The organism is Pseudomonas sp. 2hn (assembly GCF_019646095.1).
Lineage (GTDB): Bacteria > Pseudomonadota > Gammaproteobacteria > Pseudomonadales > Pseudomonadaceae > Aquipseudomonas > Aquipseudomonas peradeniyensis.
Genome location: NZ_CP081016.1, coordinates 3818034 through 3835899, shown reverse-complemented (window position 1 = coordinate 3835899; position 17866 = coordinate 3818034). Strand labels below are relative to the sequence as shown.

The window sequence follows — 17866 nt, the reverse complement described above, 5'->3', positions numbered from 1 at the left end:
ACGCCGGTGGTGCTTGCCACGTTTTTGCGGGCCTGTGAAGGTCAATCGAGCACTGGCCGCAGGAAGTTGCGTTCGTAGCTGAGGATGAAACGTTGCTCGTTGGCCAGGGCGAAGGCGGCGATGCATTGCGGGTCGGTTTCCGAGGCTTTGCGGTACTGCTCGTAGGCCGCCAGGCTGGGGAAGCTGAACAGGGCGTAGGCGACATTGTTGGCGCCTTCGCTGGGCAGGAAGTAGCCGTGGTGGGTACCGCCCATGCGGTTGACCAGGCCGATCCACAGCTTGCCATAGGCCTCGAAGGCCGGGATCTGGTAGGGGTCGATGATGTACTTGAGGTGGCAGGTGATCATTGCACGCAATCCTTTGGGTGAGCCGGGTGGCTCACCTTACAGGGGCGGATGGCGGCCGTCACTGGGGGGCTGGTTGTCGCCAGATCAGTTGGTCGGTGGGATAGCCTTGCCGGCGTGCCAGCTCCAGCAGCTGTTCTCGGGTCTGGGCGCTGACGGTCGGTGAGCGCGACAGCAGCCACAGGTACTCGCGGTTCGGATGGCCGACCAGCGCCACACGATAGTCCGGGTCGTGGTAGAGCACCCAGTACTCGCCTTTGGTCAGGCCGGGGGCCAGGCGGCTGAACCAGTTGTCAAAGCGCACCCAGAGCTTGTCGGTGCTTCCGGCCACCTGCGGCTCGGCGACGCCTCGGGCTTCGTTCCACTGGCCGTCCTGCTCCAGGCAGCGATTGGTCACGTCGATACGGCCGTCCTTGCGCAGGCCATAATGGGCCTCGGATTGCACGCAGTGACGCTGGAAGAACATCGGCAGGCGCGCCAGTTCGTACCAGGTGCCCTGGTAGCGCTGCAGTTCGACCTGCTGCGTGGTGGGCGGCGGTTCATCGCGGGCGCTGGTGCAGCCCGTGAGCGCGAGGGTGAGGCAGCAGCAAAACGGCACGGCCAGGCGCATCGCCATGGGAAACCTCCTGAAGGGGGGAAAGGGTCACATGGCTTTCGATGCGCGGGCCGGCCAAAGGTTTTACTGGGCTGGGCGTGAGGTCTCCACGCTCAGCACTTCGGTATAGATGGCTTCGACGGTCTGGTCGAGCTTGAGATTCTTCATGCGTGCCTGCAGTTCGGGGTCCTCGACCTTGACCACCTGCAGCTTGCCTTCCGGTGGCAGCAGGGTGACTTCGTGGGTGTTGAGGTCGATTTTCTTGATCTGCGAGGTGACCTTGACCTGGCGGAAAGCCTCGCCACCTGGGTTGGGGTTGGCCGCGGTGGCGCGGATGGTGCCCGATTCCTCGGAGGCCTTGGGCGCGCCGCCGACATCGGTGTTCAGTACATAGGCGATGGCACGGGTGACTTTGATGTCGACCTGGTCACCGACCTTGAGGTTGGGCAGGGCCTTGGCCTGTTCGGTGAGCTGGAAGGTCACGTCCTTGTCGTGGGGGCCCTTGACCGTGACCTGGCGGTTGGGCAGGTCGATCTTGGTCACTTCGGTGGTGACATGGCTTTCCAGCGCTTCGCTGGCGATGGGCAGTTCGGCGGCGTGGGCGGTGAGGCTGGCGGCAAAGATGAGCGAGGCGAGAGCGATGGCGCGGGTTGGGTTCATTGGCCTGTCTTCCTTGTGGTCGATACCGGTGGGTGTATGCGAGAAGAAGCATAGACACTGGTTGGCAGATGTGTGGCCAATGCTTGCCCCGCGATGAGGCCGGTTCAGGCACTACAAAGGTTGATGATCACGCTCGCGCTTGGCCCCGGACACACTCACCGCCCCCGGCAAGCTCACGGCGTTCTTCGCCGCCAGCACTTCGGCCATCACGCTCACCGCGATTTCCGCCGGGGTCTTGCTGCCGATGTAGATGCCGATGGGCCCATGCAGGCGTTCGAGGGACTGTTCGGTTTCGCCGAAGTGATCGATCAGCCGCTCGCGGCGCAGCTGGCTGTTGCGCCGCGAGCCGATGGCGCCGATGTAGAACGCCGGGCCGTGCAGGGCTTCGAGCAGCGCCAGGTCGTCGAGCTTGGGGTCGTGGCTGACGGCGATGATGCAGGTGCGCAGGTCGGCCTTGAAGTCGCGCACCACATCGTCCGGCATGCCCTTCAGGTATTCGACGCCGGCGACCGACCAGGTGGCCATGTGCTCGGGCCGGGGGTCGCACACCGCCACCCGGAAGCCGTTGAACAGGGCCATGGTCGCCAGGTACTCGGCCAGCGCGCCGGCGCCGATCAGCAGCATGCGGTAGCCGGGGCCGAGGGTGTTGGTCATCTGCCGGCCATCGAAGCAGAACTGTTCCGGGGTGGCGGTGGGTTCGAGCTCGACCGCGCCGTCGGCCAGGGTCAGCTGGCGACGCATCAGCTGGCCGTTGTCGAGCTGCTCCAGCAGGTGTCGCAACGAGGCGATGGCGGGCATGAACTCGAGAATCAGTTCCAACGTACCGCCGCATGGCAGGCCAAAACGGTGGGCGTCATCGGCGCTGATGCCGTAGCGGATCACCTCGGGCGCCCCCTCGGGCAGGCCGGGGCCGCCGTAGGCGGTGGTGTAGCGGTGGATCAGGTCGTCCTCGATGCAACCGCCGGACACGCTGCCGACCACCCGGCCGTCGTTGCGCAGGGCCATCATCGAGCCGACCGGGCGCGGCGACGAACCCCAGGTGCGGGCGACGGTGGCGAGCAGCACGCGATGGCCGGCCTGGAGCCAGTCATGGGTGGTGCGCAGGACCAGCAGGTCGATGCTTTCCATGGTGTGTGAAACCTCGTTTTGCCGAGTGCCTATGGAGCAACTGTCTTGCTCAATTTCTGAAAGCTGACCCGATCCCTGTGGGAGCGGGTTTACCCGCGAACACGGGCGAAGCCCGTGCCATCCACCGCAGTGCCTGCTTCGCGGGTGAACCCGCTCCCACAGCACTGCTCAGCGCATATGCAGGATGATCGGGCTGCTGCTGGCCGGGTCGGTATGCCCGCGCAACGTGCCCACCGCCTTGGCCTCTACCGCGCCGCCGTGATTGCCCCACGCACTGCGGGCGAAACTCAGCACCTGGGCGATCTCCTGGTCCGACAACTGCTCGCGGAACGCCGGCATGCGGTAGGCATCCGGCACCCCGGCGGCGACGATGCGCTGCGAGCCGTTGAGGGTGATGTTGATCGCCGAGGCATTCTCCGTGGCCAGCATCGAGGTGGCGCCCGCCAGTGGCGGCATCCACTCGGCCTGGCCCTTGCCGTCCAGGCCATGGCAGCTGGCGCAGCGGGTCGCGTAGGTATGCGCCCCCGGCGTGTCGAGCCCCGTGGCAGTGGTTTGATACTGCCAGGGTGCGCCGTCACGCCCCGGGTCGCCGGGCAGCGACTTGAGGTAGCGGGCGATCGCGTTCAGGTCGTCGTCGCTCATGAACTGTGTGGAGTTGTTGAACGCCTCGGTCATCGAGCCGTACACCACCGCGTGCTTGTTCCGCCCGGTCTTGAGGAACTGCACGATCTGCGGCTCGCTCCAGCGCCCGAGCCCGGTGTTGTGGTCCTGGCGCAGGCTCGGCGCGTACCAGCCATCGAGCAGGGCGCCGGCGAGGAACGGCGCGCCGCTTTCGTCCAGGGCCTTCTCGTTGAAGGCCAGGCCCCGAGGCGTGTGGCAACTGCCGCAGTGACCGGGGCCCTGGACGATGTAGGCGCCGCGATTCCACAGCGGGTCCTGGTCGGCCTTCTGCGCATAGGCGCTGGTCGGCGCGAACAGGCCGTTCCACAGGGCAATGGGCCAGCGCAGGTTAAGCGGCCAGGGAATGTCGCTGGGGACATTGGCCTCGGCGGCCGGCTGCACGCCCTTCATGAAGAACGCATAGAGCGCCCGCACATCGTCGTCGCTGAGCTTGACGTAGGACGGGTAGGGCATGGCCGGGTACAGCCGTCGCCCACCCGGCGCGACGCCCTGGCGCACGGCGCGGTCGAAGTCGGCCAGGCTGTAGGTGCCGATGCCGTGCTCGCGGTCGGGAGTGATGTTGGTGGCATGAATGGCGCCCAGCGGCGTGTCCATTTCCAGGCCGCCGGCAAACGGCGCCTTGCCCGGCAGGCTGTGGCAGGCCACGCAGTCGCTGAGCCGGGCGACGTATTCGCCGCGGCTGACCAGGGCGGCGTCGGCGCTGTCCGTGGCGCTGAAGGGCGAGGCGGGCTCGCGGGTGACGTACCAGGCCAGCAGGCCTGCCGCGACCAGGCACGGCAAGGCCAGCCAGCCTGCGGTTCTTGCGAATCGGCTGTTGTTCATGGGCTGTCCTTGTCGTGTCAGCTGAAGGTATGGCGGCTCAGGGGCATGCTGCGCACGCGCTGGCCGGTGAGCCGTGCCACGGCGTTGGCCACCGCGGGCGCCACCGCCGGCAGCGGTGGCTCACCGATGCCGCCCATCTTCGCCCCGCTTTCGACGATGCGCACATGCACCCGGGCCATGCGCGACGGCGGCAGCACCGGGTACAGGTCGTAGTTGCGCGCCCGTGGCATGCCGTTGAGCCACACCGATTCCTCCAGCAGCACCTGGGACAGGCCCAGGGACACCGCGCCGTTGACCTGGGCCTCGATGATCGCCGGGTTGACGATGCTGCCCGGGTCGATGGCCTGCCAGATGTCGTGCACCTTGACCTGGCCGGCCTCCAGTGACACCTCGGCGATCACCGCCGCCTCCGAGCCGAACGGCGAGGCCATGGCCACGCCACGGGCGCGCTTGCTGCCGTCCTCGGCGGTGAACGGGCCGCGTTTCCAGCCACCGGACAATTCCGCCACCGCCTGCAGCAGGGTGGTCAGGCGCGGGTTGCCCTGCAGCAGTTGCAGACGCAGCTCGAAGGGGTCATGGCCGCCCTTGTCGGCCAGCTCGTCGAGGAACGACTCGTAGAAGAAGTCGTTCAGCGAGTTGCCCACCGAGCGCCAGTAGCCGAGCATGGCCGGGCCTTTGACATAGATCTGCGCGGTGCGCTTGTTGGCGATGGCGTAGGCCTTGCCCGACAGACCTTCGAGGGCGGTGGGGTCGACCTTGTCGCCCTGCTTGCCGGCGAGCGCCTCGGTCGGACCTTCGGTGGCACTGATTGCCTCGATGGCCACCGGCAGGCCTTTGTCGTCCAGGCCGGCGCGGAACTTGACCACGGCCATTGGCCGCATGGCATCGCGCAGGAACTCCTCCTCGCGGCTCCAGATCAGTTTCACCGGCCGGCCCACGGCCTTGGCCAGGGCGATGGCCTGCGGGTAGGGGTTGGCCGAGTCGTACAGGAAGTGGCGGCCGAAGAAGCCGCCGAGCAGCGGCGAGTGCAGGGTGATCCGCGCCGGGTCCAGGCCGGTGCGCTTGGCGATGTCGTCGCGGAACATGTCCTGGGCCTGGTTCGGCAGCCACACCTCCAGGCTGCCATCGGGGTTGAAACGGGCGGTGGCGGAGGGCGGTTCGAGCTGCGCGTGATTGAGGTACTGGTTGTGGTAGGTGGCCTCGACGGTGGTCTTGGCGCTGGCCAGGGCGCCCGCCACGTCGCCCTGGTTTTCCTCGTCACGGCTCGGCCCGGTCTGGGCGGCCAGGTGGTCGCGCCAGCCGTCAGTGGAAAAATCGGCGGGCATTGGCCGCACCTGGCTGTCGGCTGCCGCCTCCTTCCAGTCTACTTGCAGGGCCTCCACCGCGCGCTTGGCGTTGAACCAACGCTCAGCGACCACCGCCACGGCACCGGGCAACTGGTGCACCGAGTGCACCCCCTTCATGGTCTTGACCTGCTCTTCGTTGCGCAGGCTGCCGACGGTCATGCCCAGGCGCGGCGCATGCTGCACGGCGGCGTGGAGCATGCCGTCGACCTTGATGTCGATGCTGTAGATGGCCTTGCCGGTGGACTTGTCGTAGGCGTCGAGGCGCTTTACCGGCTTGCCGATCCAGCGGAACTGGCTGGGGTCGCGCAAGGTGACGCTGGCGGGGTCCGGCACCGGCAGGTCCATGGCCGTTTCGGCCAGTTCACCGTAGCCGAGCGAACGGCCCGAAGCGGCATGCACTACCTTGCCCGGCTCGGTGGTCAGCTCGCTCACCGGCACGCCCAACTGCTGGGCACCGGCCTGCAGCAGCATGGCCCGGGCCAGGGCGCCGAGGCGGCGCATGGTCGGGTAGCTCATGCGTACTGACATGCTGCCGCCGGTGATGCGCAGGCCGTTTTCCATCACCACGTAGGCTTCGCCGGCGGGCGCGCTTTCGACCAGGAAGCGGGCAGGATCGAGGTCCAGTTCCTCGCCGACGATCTGCGCCATGGCGGTATTGACGCCTTGCCCGCCCTCCATGAATGGGCTGAGCAGGCGCACGCTGCCGTCCGGGCGCAGCTCCAGGAAGGCCGGTACCTGGGTACCGCGCTCCGCGGTGCTGGCGGCCTGTACGCGTGGTGCGCCCACTGGCAGACCGAAGCCGAGCACCAGCGCGCCCACGGTGGTGCCGACCAGGAAGCGCCGGCGCGACAGGTTGACGGTTTCGCCTGCTGGCAGTTTCAGCAAGTCTTCGGGGGTATCGATGCGTGTGCTCATCAGGCTTTACCCCCTTCGGCCAGTTCCTGCACGGCGGCATGGATCGCGTTGTAGGTGCCGCAGCGGCACAGGTTGACCATGGCCGCGTCGATCTGCGCAGTGCTGGGCTTGGGCGTGTGCTTGAGCAGCGCGGTGGCCGCCATCACCTGGCCGGACTGGCAGTAGCCGCACTGGGCCACCTGGTGCTCGACCCAGGCGGCGACCACGCGCTTGCCCACGGCATCGTGCTCGATGGCCTCGATGGTGGTGACCTCGCGGCCGACCACGCCGGCCACCGGGGTGACGCAGGCGCGCACCACGTTGCCGTCCACCAGCACCGAGCAGGCGCCGCACTGGGCCAGGCCGCAACCATACTTGGTGCCGGTCAGGCCCAGGTCGTCGCGGATCACCCAGAGCAAGGGCGTGTCGGCGTCAGCCTCGACCTGGTAGGTCTGCTGGTTGATTCGTAGTTCCATGGGCTCACCTGCTGATCATCGGTTGTGGAAGTGGGGAATACGCTGTTCCCCAATCCAGAAACGCTAGCACAGCGGCCCATTGCGCAACCGATACACCCCGCAGATTCAGAGGATCAGGCAAGCAATCCGGCGGAATGCGCAAGTAGCCCTCAATCGATGCGCGGATGCTGCTCTGCGAGGGTCTTGCGCCTGGCCTCGAGCTCGGCGATCTGCGCGTCGATGTCCTCGATCTTCTGCTCGATGTTGTCGTGGTGCTCCTGCAGCAGTTCGCGGGCTTCCTCGATATCCGAGGCGGCCGGTGCGGCGCCGCGCAGCGGGCGGTTGGCGGTCTCCTTCATGGTCAGGCCGGTGAGCAGGCCGATCACGGCGATGACCATCAGGTAGTAGGCCGGCATGTACAGGTTGTCGCTGGTTTCCACCAGCCAGGCGGCCAGGGTCGGGGTGAGGCCGGCGATCAGCACCGAGATATTGAAGGCGCTGGCCAGGGCGCTGTAGCGGATATGGGTGGGGAACATCGCCGGCAGGGTCGAGGCCATCACGCCGATGAAGAAGTTCAGCAGCACGGCGAGGATCAACAGGCCTGCGAAGATCACCGCCAGCTTGCCGCTGGTGATCAGCATGAACGCCGGGATCGCCAGCAGGAACAGGCCGACGCTGCCGATGATGATGAACGGCTTGCGCCCCCACTTGTCGCTGAGCAGGCCGATGATCGGCTGCACGAAGAGCATGCCGACCATGATCGCGATGATGATCAGCACGCCGTGGTCCTCGCTGTAGTGCAGGTTGTGCGAGAGGTAGCTGGGCATGTAGGTGAGCAGCATGTAGTAGGTGACGTTGGTGGCGATCACCACGCCGATGCAGGTCAAGAGGCTGCGCCAGTGCTGGGTGGCGACTTCCTTGAACGACACTTTCGGGCCACTGGCCAGGCCTTCGCGGTCACCTTGCTCGAGCTTGTCGACGTGTTGCTGGAACGCCGGGGTTTCTTCCAGGGCGTGGCGCAGGTACAGGCCGATCAGGCCCAGCGGCAGGGCCAGGAAGAACGGCAGGCGCCAGCCCCATTCGAGGAACTGCTCCTCGCCGAGCACCGTCGAGATCAGCACCACCACCCCGGCGCCGAGGACGAAGCCGGCGATCGAGCCGAAGTCCAGCCAGCTGCCGAGAAAGCCGCGCTTGCGATCCGGGGCGTACTCGGCGACGAAGATCGATGCCCCGGTGTATTCGCCGCCCACCGAGAAGCCCTGGGCCATCTTCGCCAGCAACAGCAGGATCGGCGCCCAGATGCCGATGCTGGCGTAGGAGGGGATCAGGCCGATGGCGAAGGTGCTCAGCGACATGATCACGATGGTCGCGGCCAGCACCTTCTGCCGTCCGTAGCGGTCGCCCAGGGCGCCGAAGAACAGCCCGCCCAGCGGGCGGATCAGGAACGGCACGGAGAAGGTGGCCAGGGCGGCGATCATCTGCACGCCGGGGCTGGCGTTGGGGAAGAACACCTTGCCCAGGGCATAGGCGACGAAGCCGTAGACACCGAAGTCGAACCACTCCATGGCATTGCCCAGGGCGGCGGCGGTGATGGCCTTGCGCATCTTGGCGTCGTCGACGATGGTGATGTCCTTCAAGCCGATGGGCTTGACGGGTTTCCTGCGTGATTTCATGGGCCGTTGTCCTTAGAAGGCTTGGGGCGTGGCCATGGTTTGGCCAGCCTTGTACCTAGGGTCAGATACAACGGCGCGCTAAATAATTCCCTGCGGGGTCATTTGCGTGGGGTAAACCATGCACGATTCGTGTAGGAGATTGCCCAGCCCTCCGGGCTACGCTGTCGCGCAGGGAACAGAATTCCAGCGTGGGAGCGGGCTTGCCCCGCGATGCGGTGTTTGGCACCGGCTACGCCGGTGATCGCGGGGCAAGCCCGCTCCCACGCTGCCCCAATCAGATCAAAGAATTATGTTTTGTTCCATGTGAGCAGCGCTGGTCAGAGCGTGCGAGACATCAACCAATGGCTATGCCCCCAGGCCTCGAACGGCGCCATGCGCGTCCAGCCGCGCTTGGCGTAGTACGTATCCTGGTCGTGGGTATGCAGGTAGAGCGTGGCAACTCCGTTGCTGCGTGCATGCTCGCAGACACCTTCGATGAGCTGCTCCGCCAGGCCTTGGCCACGCGCCTCTGGGGCGACGAACACGCAGGCCAGCCAGGGACCGAGGTCGCTGCGCCCGGGCAGGTCGTCGCTGGCCAGGGCCGCACTGCCCAGCAGGCGGTCGCCGTCCAGGGCGACCAGGCATTGCCATTGCCCGTTGTGCTGGCCTTCGGCGAATTCACGTTGCCAGTCGGCCAGCGGCACGTCCGCGTACTCATAGTGAAACTGTTGGTGCAGCCACTGGGCGAGGGTGTCGCTGTGGGCCATGTGGTGTTTCAGCCAGTCCAGGCGGAGCATGACGATGTCCTTTTCAGGGGCAGGAGGGGCGGAGCTTTGCGCGAAGCATACACCGCGATGCGTGCTCGCCGAGGGTGATGGCGTTTTGATTTTAAGCGCACGCAGCCGCTATCCTTGCGCCTGCATTCATCAAGGAAGAACCATGCGTCTGTCGTCCTGCCTCAAATCGCTTATCGCCCTGTCACTTGCCAGCCTGCTCGGTGCCTGCTCCAACTACCACTACAAGGAGTACCAGGGTGACTGGGCGCCTGAGACGATGACGCCCTATGATCTGTCCGGCAACCAGGCCGACGCACCGGTCGTGTACTTCGCTACCGTCCGTTACCGCGCCCTGGGCGTGCCGTTCCATCGCCTGCTGCTGGCCACCCATGTCGATGACCAGTTGCTCGAAGGCGCCGGGCGGCGCTCGATCCTCGATATCGCGGGCAAGCAGGCGCTGCGGCTGACGCCGGGCAAGCACTCGCTGAGCTGGTGCTGGGCCTCGATGAACGCGTTGGGCACTGGTGGCGGCAAATGCGGTTTCACCGCGCGCGACGTCGAGTTCCGCGCAGGCAAGCGCTACATCGTCGACTTCGACACCGTCGATGCCATCAATGGCCCGCCCGGTCGAGAGACGATGACCATCACCATCACCTCCGAGATTCGCGACCTCGATACCCGAGAGGTGGTCTACCCGCCCAAGGGCAGCGAAGCGTTGACCAAGAGCATGGACGGTTGAGGATGTGCTCTGATGCAGACTTACTGGCCACTGTTCTGGCCCAATGACAGCAAAGTCGATCACAGCGCCCCGCAGGTGCGTCTCGATGCGCTGTTGCCGGTTGTCGGGGCGGTCACGCTCGCTTATTTCGAGCGCAATGAGCGCATTCAGGTTGATGAAACCGTTCGGCTCATCTGGTGCCCAAGTGTTTCCGACCTCAATGGCTGGAGTGAGCAACCTTCTGAAATCGCCTTTAGCCATGTGCTGCACGCCAGGGTGGTTGCACTCGATGCTGCCCCTGAATCGACGATCGACTCTGTGCATTTCGGTCTGCGCGGGCACATGCTGCAGGTTCTGTCCCTGGAGCGATTGCTACCGGCCTTGTGTGGATGGGCAAACGGTACCGGGGCTTGGGCGTTGCCTCAAGCAGCGACCGAGAATGGCAGCCTGCAGTTATGGGCGGAACTGAGCTGGTGCGGTTGGGCAGAGGTGGCGGGGTACATTTATCTTGTCGGTAGTACGCGAGCCGAGTCGCATCTGGAACTGATCTTCGAACGTGATGGCGATAACCTTGTCGGCTTGTTCCATGTACAGCGAAATCCAGCCGGGACCTTTTTCGACTTCGGGGCGACGTATTTCACCGAATTAGAACGTTGCTTGCTGGAGCGGGTGCTGAATAGCGCTCACCCCTTGTGTGATACTCACCCCCTTTATCTGGTGGAGTAGTCCGGTGTACAGAAAATTTGATCAGTGATACGACGTTGAGCTTTCTATTGATGTTCGCCAGACTTTCCTTCTGCTCGCAAGCCGGAAAGTTTAACCAGCAGGTCACGTACGACTAAAGTCCGGTGTCTCTCACTCGTTTCTACAAGTACCGTGGGGCCTGACAGTCATCAAGTTGGATTGTTGGACAATTCGATCTCGTCAACCCATATACCCGCTTTACTACAGGCTATCCAGTGACCCTGCGGTCATGCCCAGAGCCATGTAGTAATTAGCAGTCGTTAACTTTTCCGCGAGCGTTTCAACAAACAACGCTCAACTTTCTAAAGTTATTGCGCGTGTGCCGATAACCCTCGGTGACCGTGCTGGGAAGTTCCAAGTACTGCGATTCTCGCTGTGCCTTTGCCTGCGAATGGGTGTTGTATGTCGTACCTGTCTGCTGTTGATCGTCGTCAATTAACGCTGTCTGTCGTACTGGCGTGCCTGTGCGCCGGCAACCTGCATGCCGAGACATTTACCCCCGGCCAGGAAGTGCTGCGCCAACAGCAACAGCAGCAACACGACCTGCAGCAACTGCAACTGGAACAACGTCGCCGGCAACTGCAACGCGGCGCGTTCACCGCGCCCGACACCACCCCACAGGCTCCCAAGGCCGCGGCCCCGGATGCGCGCTGCTGGCCGCTGGCCGGGGTGCGCATCGGCGGTGTCACGTTGATCGACCGCGCCACCCTCGATGCCCGCATCGACCCCCTGGTGGCCGCGTGCATGGGCGTGGGGCAGATCAATCAGCTGCTGGCGGGCATCACCGCGCTGTACCTGGAAAAGGGCTATATCGCCAGCCGCCCCTACCTGAGCAGCGCTCCGGCGGCCGGGCAGTCGCTGGACATCCTGGTGGACGAAGGCTACCTGGAAGCCATCGAACTGGCCGACCAACGCCTGCCGGTATCCCTGGCCGGGGCCTTCCCCGGCATGCTCGGCGAGCCGTTGAACCTGCGCGACCTGGAGCAGGGCCTGGACCAGCTCAACCGCCTGCGCTCGGTCGACCTCACCGCCGACATCGCCCCCGGCAGCCAGCCGGGCGCCTCGCGGATCATCCTGCGCCCGCGCAGCGCCGGCCAGCCACGGGTTTCCGTGGGCCTGGGCCTGGACAATCTCGGCAGCGCCAGCACTGGCCGTGACCGCAGCGTGTACAGCCTGAGCCTGGACAATCCGCTGGCGCTCAACGACCTGCTCAGCCTGTCGGCCAGCGACACCCTCAACCAGGGCGATCGCTACAGCCGCAATGCCAGCCTGTACTACGCGATTCCCTACGGCTACTGGACGTTCAGCCTGTTCGCCAGCCATGCCGAGTACCGCTCGCCGATCAAGCTCAGCACCCTGACCCTGCACAGCACCGGCATCACCGACCAGCTCAGCCTGCGCGGCGAGCGCGTGCTGTGGCGCGACCAGCGCCATCAACTGAGCGCCAGCCTGCAACTGGCGCACAAGGACGTCGACAGCGAATTCGCCAAGGTCCGCCTGGACGTGCAGAGCCCGACGCTGACGGTGGCCGAGGCCGGGCTCAACCTGTTCTGGCTCGACAGTGCGGTGTGGAACCTGGACCTCAACTACGCCCAGGGACTGCACTGGTTTGGCGCCGACGACGATGCCGATCGGCCAGTGCCCGACCTGCCCATGGCGCAGTTTCGCAAGTACCGCGCCGGCCTCGGCCAATGGCGCAACGGCCAGCTGCTGGGCCAGGCCTGGCAGTGGCAGAGCCAGCTCAACCTGCAGTACAGCCCCGACCCGCTGCCGGCCATCGAGCAGTTGCTCGGCACCGACGATTCCGCCGTGCGCGGCTACCGCCTCAGCAGCCTGTCCGGGGCCAGCGGCGCGGTGTGGCGCAACACCCTGCGCCTGCCGCTGCAGCCCCAGGGGCCGCTGACCGTCACCCCGCGGCTGGGGCTGGACCACGGCTGGATCAAGGCCGACCACGGCGCTGCCAGCCAGCGCCTGAGCGGCGCGAGCCTGGGCCTGAACCTGAGCTGGAAGGCGCTGCAGCTGGACGTTGACTACCAGCGCAGCCTGACCACCCCCAGCGGTTACCACCGCGAGCCAGAGGTCTGGCTGTTCAGGGCCGCCGTGCAGATGTGAGCGCACCGAATTAGCAGTACCGACATGGAGAGTGACCTATGCCCAAGACCCCCTTTACCTTCAACCTGTCCCCGCAAGGCAAGCTGCGCTGGGCGATAGCCAGCCTGTTCCTGGCCGCGAGCCTGCCCCAGGCGCTGGCCGGCGGCGTCGTGGTCGCCCCCGGCCCCGGGGGCACGGCACAGTTGCAGACCCAGGGCGGCGTGCCCATCGTCAATATCGTCGCCCCCAACGGCGCGGGCCTGTCGCACAACCAGTTCCTTGACTACAACGTCGACCGCCAGGGCCTGGTGCTGAACAACGCCCTGCAGGCCGGCCACTCGCAGCTGGCCGGTGAGCTGGCGGCCAACCCGCAGTTCCAGGGCCAGGCGGCGAGCGTGATCCTCAACGAAGTGGTCAGCCGCAACGCATCCGCCATCAATGGCGCCCAGGAAATCTTCGGCCGCGCCGCCGACTACGTGCTGGCCAACCCCAACGGGATTTCGGTCAACGGCGCCAGCTTCATCAACGCACCCAATGCCAGCCTGGTGGTGGGCCGCCCTGAACTGGACGCGGGCCGACTCAAGGCCCTGGGCACCCAGGACGCCAACGGCCAGTTGCAGGTGCAGGGCGCCGGCCTGCGTAACGACGGCGGTTCGGTCAACCTGATCGCCCCGCACATCGACAGCCAGGGCCGTCTGGATGCCCGTGACCAGCTCAACCTCACCGTGGGCCGCAACCAGGTGGACTATGCCAGCGGCCAGGTCAAGGTCGTCGACCGCGGCGCGGCCAGTGGCGAGCAGCGTATCGATGCCAGCCTGTTCGGCGCGATGCAGGCCGGACGCATCAATATCGTCAGCACCGCGCAGGGTGCCGGGGTACGGGTCGGGTCGGGGCAGATCGACGGCCGCGACGGCGTGCGCATCGACTCGGCGGGAGACCTGAACGTCAGCGGCGCTGCCGTGGCCGACTCGCTGGAAGCGACCCGTGCCGGCGTGCGCAGCAGCCAGGGTGATGTCGAACTGCGTGGCGCCCAGGACCTGACCCTGGCCGCCGCCGACGTGGCCGGGCGTGACGTCAAGCTCGACGCCGGACGCAACCTCACCCTGAGCACCGTGCAAAGCCGCAAGCTCCAGGAAAAACGCGAGAACTGGCGCAGCGGCGCACTGGGCATCGACTGGGAGACCTACCAGCGCACCCAGACCGACAGCGACACCCGCGAGCACGCCACCCGGGTCGTGGCACAGCGTGATGCCGGGTTGCACGCCGGCCAGGATCTCACCCTCAGCGCCGCCAGCCTCGAGGCGCCCGGCAAGCTGAGCCTGGACAGCGGCGCCGACCTGCGTCTGACCGCCGCCACCGAGCGCCAGGTGCAGACCGACCAGGGCAAGCACACCAAGGGCTTCTGGAAGGCCGACTGGGACAACCGCAATGAAACCCAGCGCAGCGTCACCAGCCAGCTCAAGGGTGGCGACATCGCACTGCACGCCAAGGCCTCGGTGCTGGCCGAAGGTGCCCAGCTGACCAGTGGCCAGGACATCCGCATCGCCGGCAAGCAGGTGCAGATCAGCAACGCCTCGCGCACCGACCAGCGCGACAGCCAGAACCAGCAGAGCAAGTTCTTCGGCGTCAGCCACAACGAAGCCAAGCAGAACAGCCGGGAAAGCACCGCGGTGCGCAGCGAGCTGGTGGCCGGTGGCAACGTCGGCCTGAGCAGCGCCGAGGGCATCGACGTGGTCGGCTCGACGGTCAAGGCCACCGGTGCGCTGAACGCTGAGGCGGCGGGCGATCTGAAGGTCGCCTCGGCCCAGGACACCCGCGAACACAACAGCGCCAGCAGCAGCCGTGGCTTCGTTGCGTCGGCCAAGGAGACCGCGCCGGGCTCCGGGCAGTATCGTGCTGGCGTCGGCTATGCGAGCGATCGTCAGAGCACCAGTGGCAGCCAGGTCAGCCAGCAGGGTTCCAGCCTCAGCGGCAGCGAAGTTCAGTTGACCGCCGGCGGTGACCTGAGCGTCAAGGGTGCAGCGGTGAAGTCCACCGCGGGCGATACCACCCTGGCCGGCAAGCAGGTGTCGCTGCTGGCCGAGCAGGACAGCCGCAGCGAGTCCCGCGACAGCAGCCACACCGGCGGTGGCGTCTACCTTACCGCCGGCCTGGACCGTGCCGGCGCCGGGGTCGACTTCGCCCATGGCACCCAGCAGGACACTTCCAGCAGCACCACGGCGAAGACCACCGGCCTCGACAGCGCCGGCAGCGTGAAAATCAAGGCCGACACCCTGGCCAGCGAAGGCGCGCAGGTGAACAGCGCCGGCACCCTGAGCATCAGCGCAGGCCAGGTGGACAACCGTGCGGCCCGCGACACCACCAGCAGCAGCCACCAGCAGAGCAGCTGGACGGCGGATGTCGGTGTCAACGTCGAGTACAAGGACATCGCCCGGCCGATCGCCGGGGCGGTCAAGGACGTGGTGGACGGCAAGGTATCGGTCAAGGATGCGCTCGACGGCAAGCTGCCGCTCAACGACGTCAAGGACGTGCTGGACGGCAAGACTTCGCTGACCGCCGCGCTGGGCAAGCTCGGCACGCCGAACCTGGGCGTCGACCTGGCCGTGGGCCATGCCAGCCAGCAACAGGGCGAGCAGACCGGCACTGCGGTGGTCAGCCAGTTCAATGGCCAGGGCGTGCAGCTGGACGTGGCCGGCGCGCTGAAGGACCAGGGCTCCCGCTACAACGCCAACGGCGGCGCGCTGGACATCAAGGCCGGTTCGTTGCAGGCCGACGCGGCCAGCAACACCCACAGCCGCAACGAGCAGCAGGTGAACGCTGATGTGTCCGCCCGGATCTACACCAAGACCGGCGAGGACCTCAACGTGACCGCCAATGGTTCCGGTGGCAGCAAGCACCTGAGCGAAGATACATCCACTGCCGTGGTCGGTACGTTCAGTGGCAACCAGGGCCTGAACATCCAGGTCGGTGGCGATGCCCGCTTCGAAGGCAGCCGTCTCGACGGTGGCCAGGGCGCGGTGGCGGTCAACACCGGCGGCAAGCTGGCCCTGGACCAGGCCAGCAACCAGGCGCGTCGCGACACCGGCAGCCTCGGTGGCAGCGGCTCGCTGACCGTGGGTACCTTGCCGGTGGGCGACAAGGTCGACCTGGGCGCTGGGTTCCAGCTGGACCATGCCGGCGAGCACAGTGTCGACAGCAAGGCCCAGGTGGCGAGCATCAGCGGCAACGGCCCGGTGCGCCTGGGCAGTGCTGGCGACCAGACCTTGCAGGGCACGCGCATCGACGCGAACGGCCCGGTCGAACTCAAGGCCGGTGGCGCCCTCGACCTGCAGGCCGCCAGCGACACCCGGACCGTCAGCGGCAGTCATCTGGGCGGTGGCCTCAACCTCGGTGGCAAGGCTGCCACCGGTGAGCAGGGCCGTGACCTGAGCGGCAAGCTGGGCGGCAACTTCAATGTGGGCCAGACCAACGAACGCTCGCAGACCCTGGCCGGCGGTCAGCTGAACAGCCGTGGCAACGTGGACCTGGCCGGCCAGTCGGTGCATCTGCAGGGCACCCAGGTCGGTGCCACGGCCGTCAACGTCGGCGCAGGCGAGGGTGGCCTGGCGCTGGAGTCGGCGCAGTCCACCCAGGGTCGTACCAACTGGGGCGTCGAGGTGAAGGCCGGGAGCAACCTGAGCCGAAATACACCGGCGGACGCCGGGCAAAAGGTCAGCTCGTCCCATGACTTCGACCTGGGCGGCAAGGTGCAGGTGGACCATCTGCAGGCCACCACCCAGCAGAACAGCCATATCACCGCTGGCGATGTGACCCTGAACAGTGCCGGTGCGGCGCAACTCAGCGGCGCCCGGGTCGACGGCCAGCAGGTCGGCGGCAAGCTGGCGGGCGGGTTGACGGTAGCGGAACGCCAGGACACCACCACCTCGGTGCGGGTCGACCTGGGCGCGGGCCTGGCCGGCAAGCCGGGCGAGGCGAAGGAGGGCCAGGAGAAGCCAGGCTTCGACTACACGCCATCGTTCAATGCCCAGGGCGAGTTCGTGCGCAAGGCCGGGGTCACGCAGGCTTCGGGCATCGCGGCGCAGCGTGGGCTGGAGCTGCAGGTCAAGGGCGTGGAGCAGGGCGGTACCACGCTCGGGGCCGAGGTCAAGCCGCTCGGCTACCAGGTCAAGGCCACCCTTGACCTGCCCAAGCTGCCGGAGGCCGGCCTGCCCAGCGTGTCGCTGGAAGGCGGCAAGCTGAAGGTCGGGCCGGTGACGGTCGAAGGCCAGGTTGATGGCCTGACCAACAAGGGCTGACAGGGCGCGCCTCGTGCCCCCAACCTGAAGAGAGACTACGTGGGAGCGGGCTAGCCCCGCGATCACCGGCAACGCCGGTGCCATGCACCGCACCGCCTGAATCGCGGGGCAAGCCCGCTCCCACGCAGCGCTCGTCATCTTCTGCCCCCTGCAAGCGGGCTAGTCCCGCTTTGCAGGCTTGTCCGATCCCACCCCCCTCGCTGTCCGCCATTGCCCTGAACCGCCTGCCCGTCCCCGCCGTACTGTTGCCCCCTACCCACCACAAGAAAACACCGTGCCCGATCACGGTAGAAGAGGGGAGCACCATGCCGTTTTTCCCACCGCTGCCGTGCGCAGCCGCCCTGACCACCCTGGCCCTGCTGCTCGGCGGTTGCCGCGACGACAGCAAACCCGCCGCCAGCCTGGCCGCCCCTGCGGACCCTGCGTTGGCCGCGCTGTACGCCAGCACCTGCCAGACCTGTCACGCCAACCCCGCGTCCGGCGCGCCCTTGGCAGGCGACGCTGCGGCCTGGGCGCCGCGCCTGGCCCAGGGCGTCGACCGCCTGCTGGAGCACAGCATCAACGGCTACCAGGGCATGCCGCCCATGGGCCTGTGCATGCAGTGCAGCGAGGCGCAGTTCCTTGCCCTGATCGGCTACATGTCCGGCCAGCCCCTCCACTGAGCG

Annotated in this window: 14 protein-coding genes; 5 read left to right on the top strand and 9 right to left on the bottom strand. The window is 66.6% G+C overall.

Annotated elements, in window-relative coordinates:
- Nucleotides 1-41: 41 nt before the first annotated feature.
- From K2O50_RS17265 to K2O50_RS17225, 9 genes are all read right to left on the bottom strand, one after another.
- A complete protein-coding gene (locus K2O50_RS17265; protein ID WP_050706442.1) occupies nt 42-347 on the bottom strand; it encodes an NIPSNAP family protein in 306 nt (101 codons plus the stop codon).
- 58 nt (nt 348-405) lie between these two features.
- Complete coding sequence (locus tag K2O50_RS17260; RefSeq protein WP_050706441.1) at nt 406-960, bottom strand: lipocalin family protein; 555 nt, start codon at nt 958-960, stop codon at nt 406-408.
- 63 nt (nt 961-1023) lie between these two features.
- The gene (locus K2O50_RS17255; protein ID WP_050706440.1) at nt 1024-1599 is read right to left on the bottom strand and encodes a hypothetical protein; all 576 of its coding nucleotides are present in this window, start codon (nt 1597-1599) and stop codon (nt 1024-1026) included.
- A 111-nt stretch (nt 1600-1710) separates the two neighbouring features.
- Nucleotides 1711-2727, bottom strand: coding sequence for an XdhC family protein (locus tag K2O50_RS17250; RefSeq protein ID WP_050706439.1), 1017 nt, complete (start codon nt 2725-2727; stop codon nt 1711-1713).
- Nucleotides 2728-2895: 168 nt separating this feature from the next.
- Nucleotides 2896-4230: a cytochrome c gene (locus K2O50_RS17245; RefSeq protein WP_050706438.1), complete on the bottom strand. Its 1335-nt coding sequence runs from the start codon at nt 4228-4230 to the stop codon at nt 2896-2898.
- A gap of 17 nt (nt 4231-4247) precedes the next feature.
- On the bottom strand, nt 4248-6491 hold the full coding sequence (locus K2O50_RS17240; RefSeq protein WP_050706437.1) for a molybdopterin cofactor-binding domain-containing protein: 2244 nt from the start codon (nt 6489-6491) through the stop codon (nt 4248-4250).
- Nucleotides 6491-6946: a (2Fe-2S)-binding protein gene (locus K2O50_RS17235; protein ID WP_050706436.1), complete on the bottom strand. Its 456-nt coding sequence runs from the start codon at nt 6944-6946 to the stop codon at nt 6491-6493. Before K2O50_RS17235 ends, K2O50_RS17240 begins: the two co-directional genes overlap by 1 nt.
- 149 nt (nt 6947-7095) lie before the next feature.
- Entirely contained in the window at nt 7096-8598 is a 1503-nt protein-coding gene (proP, locus tag K2O50_RS17230) for a glycine betaine/L-proline transporter ProP (protein ID WP_050706435.1), read from the bottom strand.
- 317 nt (nt 8599-8915) lie between these two features.
- The gene (locus K2O50_RS17225; RefSeq protein WP_050706434.1) at nt 8916-9374 is read right to left on the bottom strand and encodes a GNAT family N-acetyltransferase; all 459 of its coding nucleotides are present in this window, start codon (nt 9372-9374) and stop codon (nt 8916-8918) included.
- Nucleotides 9375-9516: 142 nt separating this feature from the next.
- Here K2O50_RS17225 and K2O50_RS17220 point away from each other — a divergent pair, with 142 nt between their 5' ends.
- From K2O50_RS17220 to K2O50_RS17200, 5 genes are all read left to right on the top strand, one after another.
- Nucleotides 9517-10092: a hypothetical protein gene (locus K2O50_RS17220; RefSeq protein WP_050706433.1), complete on the top strand. Its 576-nt coding sequence runs from the start codon at nt 9517-9519 to the stop codon at nt 10090-10092.
- A gap of 12 nt (nt 10093-10104) precedes the next feature.
- Nucleotides 10105-10797, top strand: coding sequence for a hypothetical protein (locus K2O50_RS17215; RefSeq protein ID WP_050706432.1), 693 nt, complete (start codon nt 10105-10107; stop codon nt 10795-10797).
- Nucleotides 10798-11217: 420 nt separating this feature from the next.
- A complete protein-coding gene (locus tag K2O50_RS17210; protein ID WP_050706431.1) occupies nt 11218-12927 on the top strand; it encodes a ShlB/FhaC/HecB family hemolysin secretion/activation protein in 1710 nt (569 codons plus the stop codon).
- A 38-nt stretch (nt 12928-12965) separates the two neighbouring features.
- Nucleotides 12966-17201: a hemagglutinin repeat-containing protein gene (locus K2O50_RS17205; RefSeq protein WP_050706430.1), complete on the top strand. Its 4236-nt coding sequence runs from the start codon at nt 12966-12968 to the stop codon at nt 17199-17201.
- Between the two features lie 305 nt (nt 17202-17506).
- Entirely contained in the window at nt 17507-17863 is a 357-nt protein-coding gene (locus K2O50_RS17200) for a cytochrome c5 family protein (RefSeq protein ID WP_050705158.1), read from the top strand.
- Nucleotides 17864-17866: the final 3 nt, after the last annotated feature.

Coding starts and splice junctions, on each gene's coding strand:
- K2O50_RS17250 (WP_050706439.1), bottom strand. CDS start 2,727: ATGGAAAGCATCGACCTGCTGGTCCTGCGCACCACCCATGACTGGCTC.
- K2O50_RS17225 (WP_050706434.1), bottom strand. CDS start 9,374: ATGCTCCGCCTGGACTGGCTGAAACACCACATGGCCCACAGCGACACC.
- K2O50_RS17255 (WP_050706440.1), bottom strand. CDS start 1,599: ATGAACCCAACCCGCGCCATCGCTCTCGCCTCGCTCATCTTTGCCGCC.
- K2O50_RS17215 (WP_050706432.1), top strand. CDS start 10,105: ATGCAGACTTACTGGCCACTGTTCTGGCCCAATGACAGCAAAGTCGAT.
- K2O50_RS17220 (WP_050706433.1), top strand. CDS start 9,517: ATGCGTCTGTCGTCCTGCCTCAAATCGCTTATCGCCCTGTCACTTGCC.
- K2O50_RS17200 (WP_050705158.1), top strand. CDS start 17,507: ATGCCGTTTTTCCCACCGCTGCCGTGCGCAGCCGCCCTGACCACCCTG.
- K2O50_RS17205 (WP_050706430.1), top strand. CDS start 12,966: ATGCCCAAGACCCCCTTTACCTTCAACCTGTCCCCGCAAGGCAAGCTG.
- K2O50_RS17235 (WP_050706436.1), bottom strand. CDS start 6,946: ATGGAACTACGAATCAACCAGCAGACCTACCAGGTCGAGGCTGACGCC.
- K2O50_RS17245 (WP_050706438.1), bottom strand. CDS start 4,230: ATGAACAACAGCCGATTCGCAAGAACCGCAGGCTGGCTGGCCTTGCCG.
- K2O50_RS17210 (WP_050706431.1), top strand. CDS start 11,218: ATGTCGTACCTGTCTGCTGTTGATCGTCGTCAATTAACGCTGTCTGTC.
- K2O50_RS17265 (WP_050706442.1), bottom strand. CDS start 347: ATGATCACCTGCCACCTCAAGTACATCATCGACCCCTACCAGATCCCG.
- K2O50_RS17240 (WP_050706437.1), bottom strand. CDS start 6,491: ATGAGCACACGCATCGATACCCCCGAAGACTTGCTGAAACTGCCAGCA.
- proP (WP_050706435.1), bottom strand. CDS start 8,598: ATGAAATCACGCAGGAAACCCGTCAAGCCCATCGGCTTGAAGGACATC.
- K2O50_RS17260 (WP_050706441.1), bottom strand. CDS start 960: ATGGCGATGCGCCTGGCCGTGCCGTTTTGCTGCTGCCTCACCCTCGCG.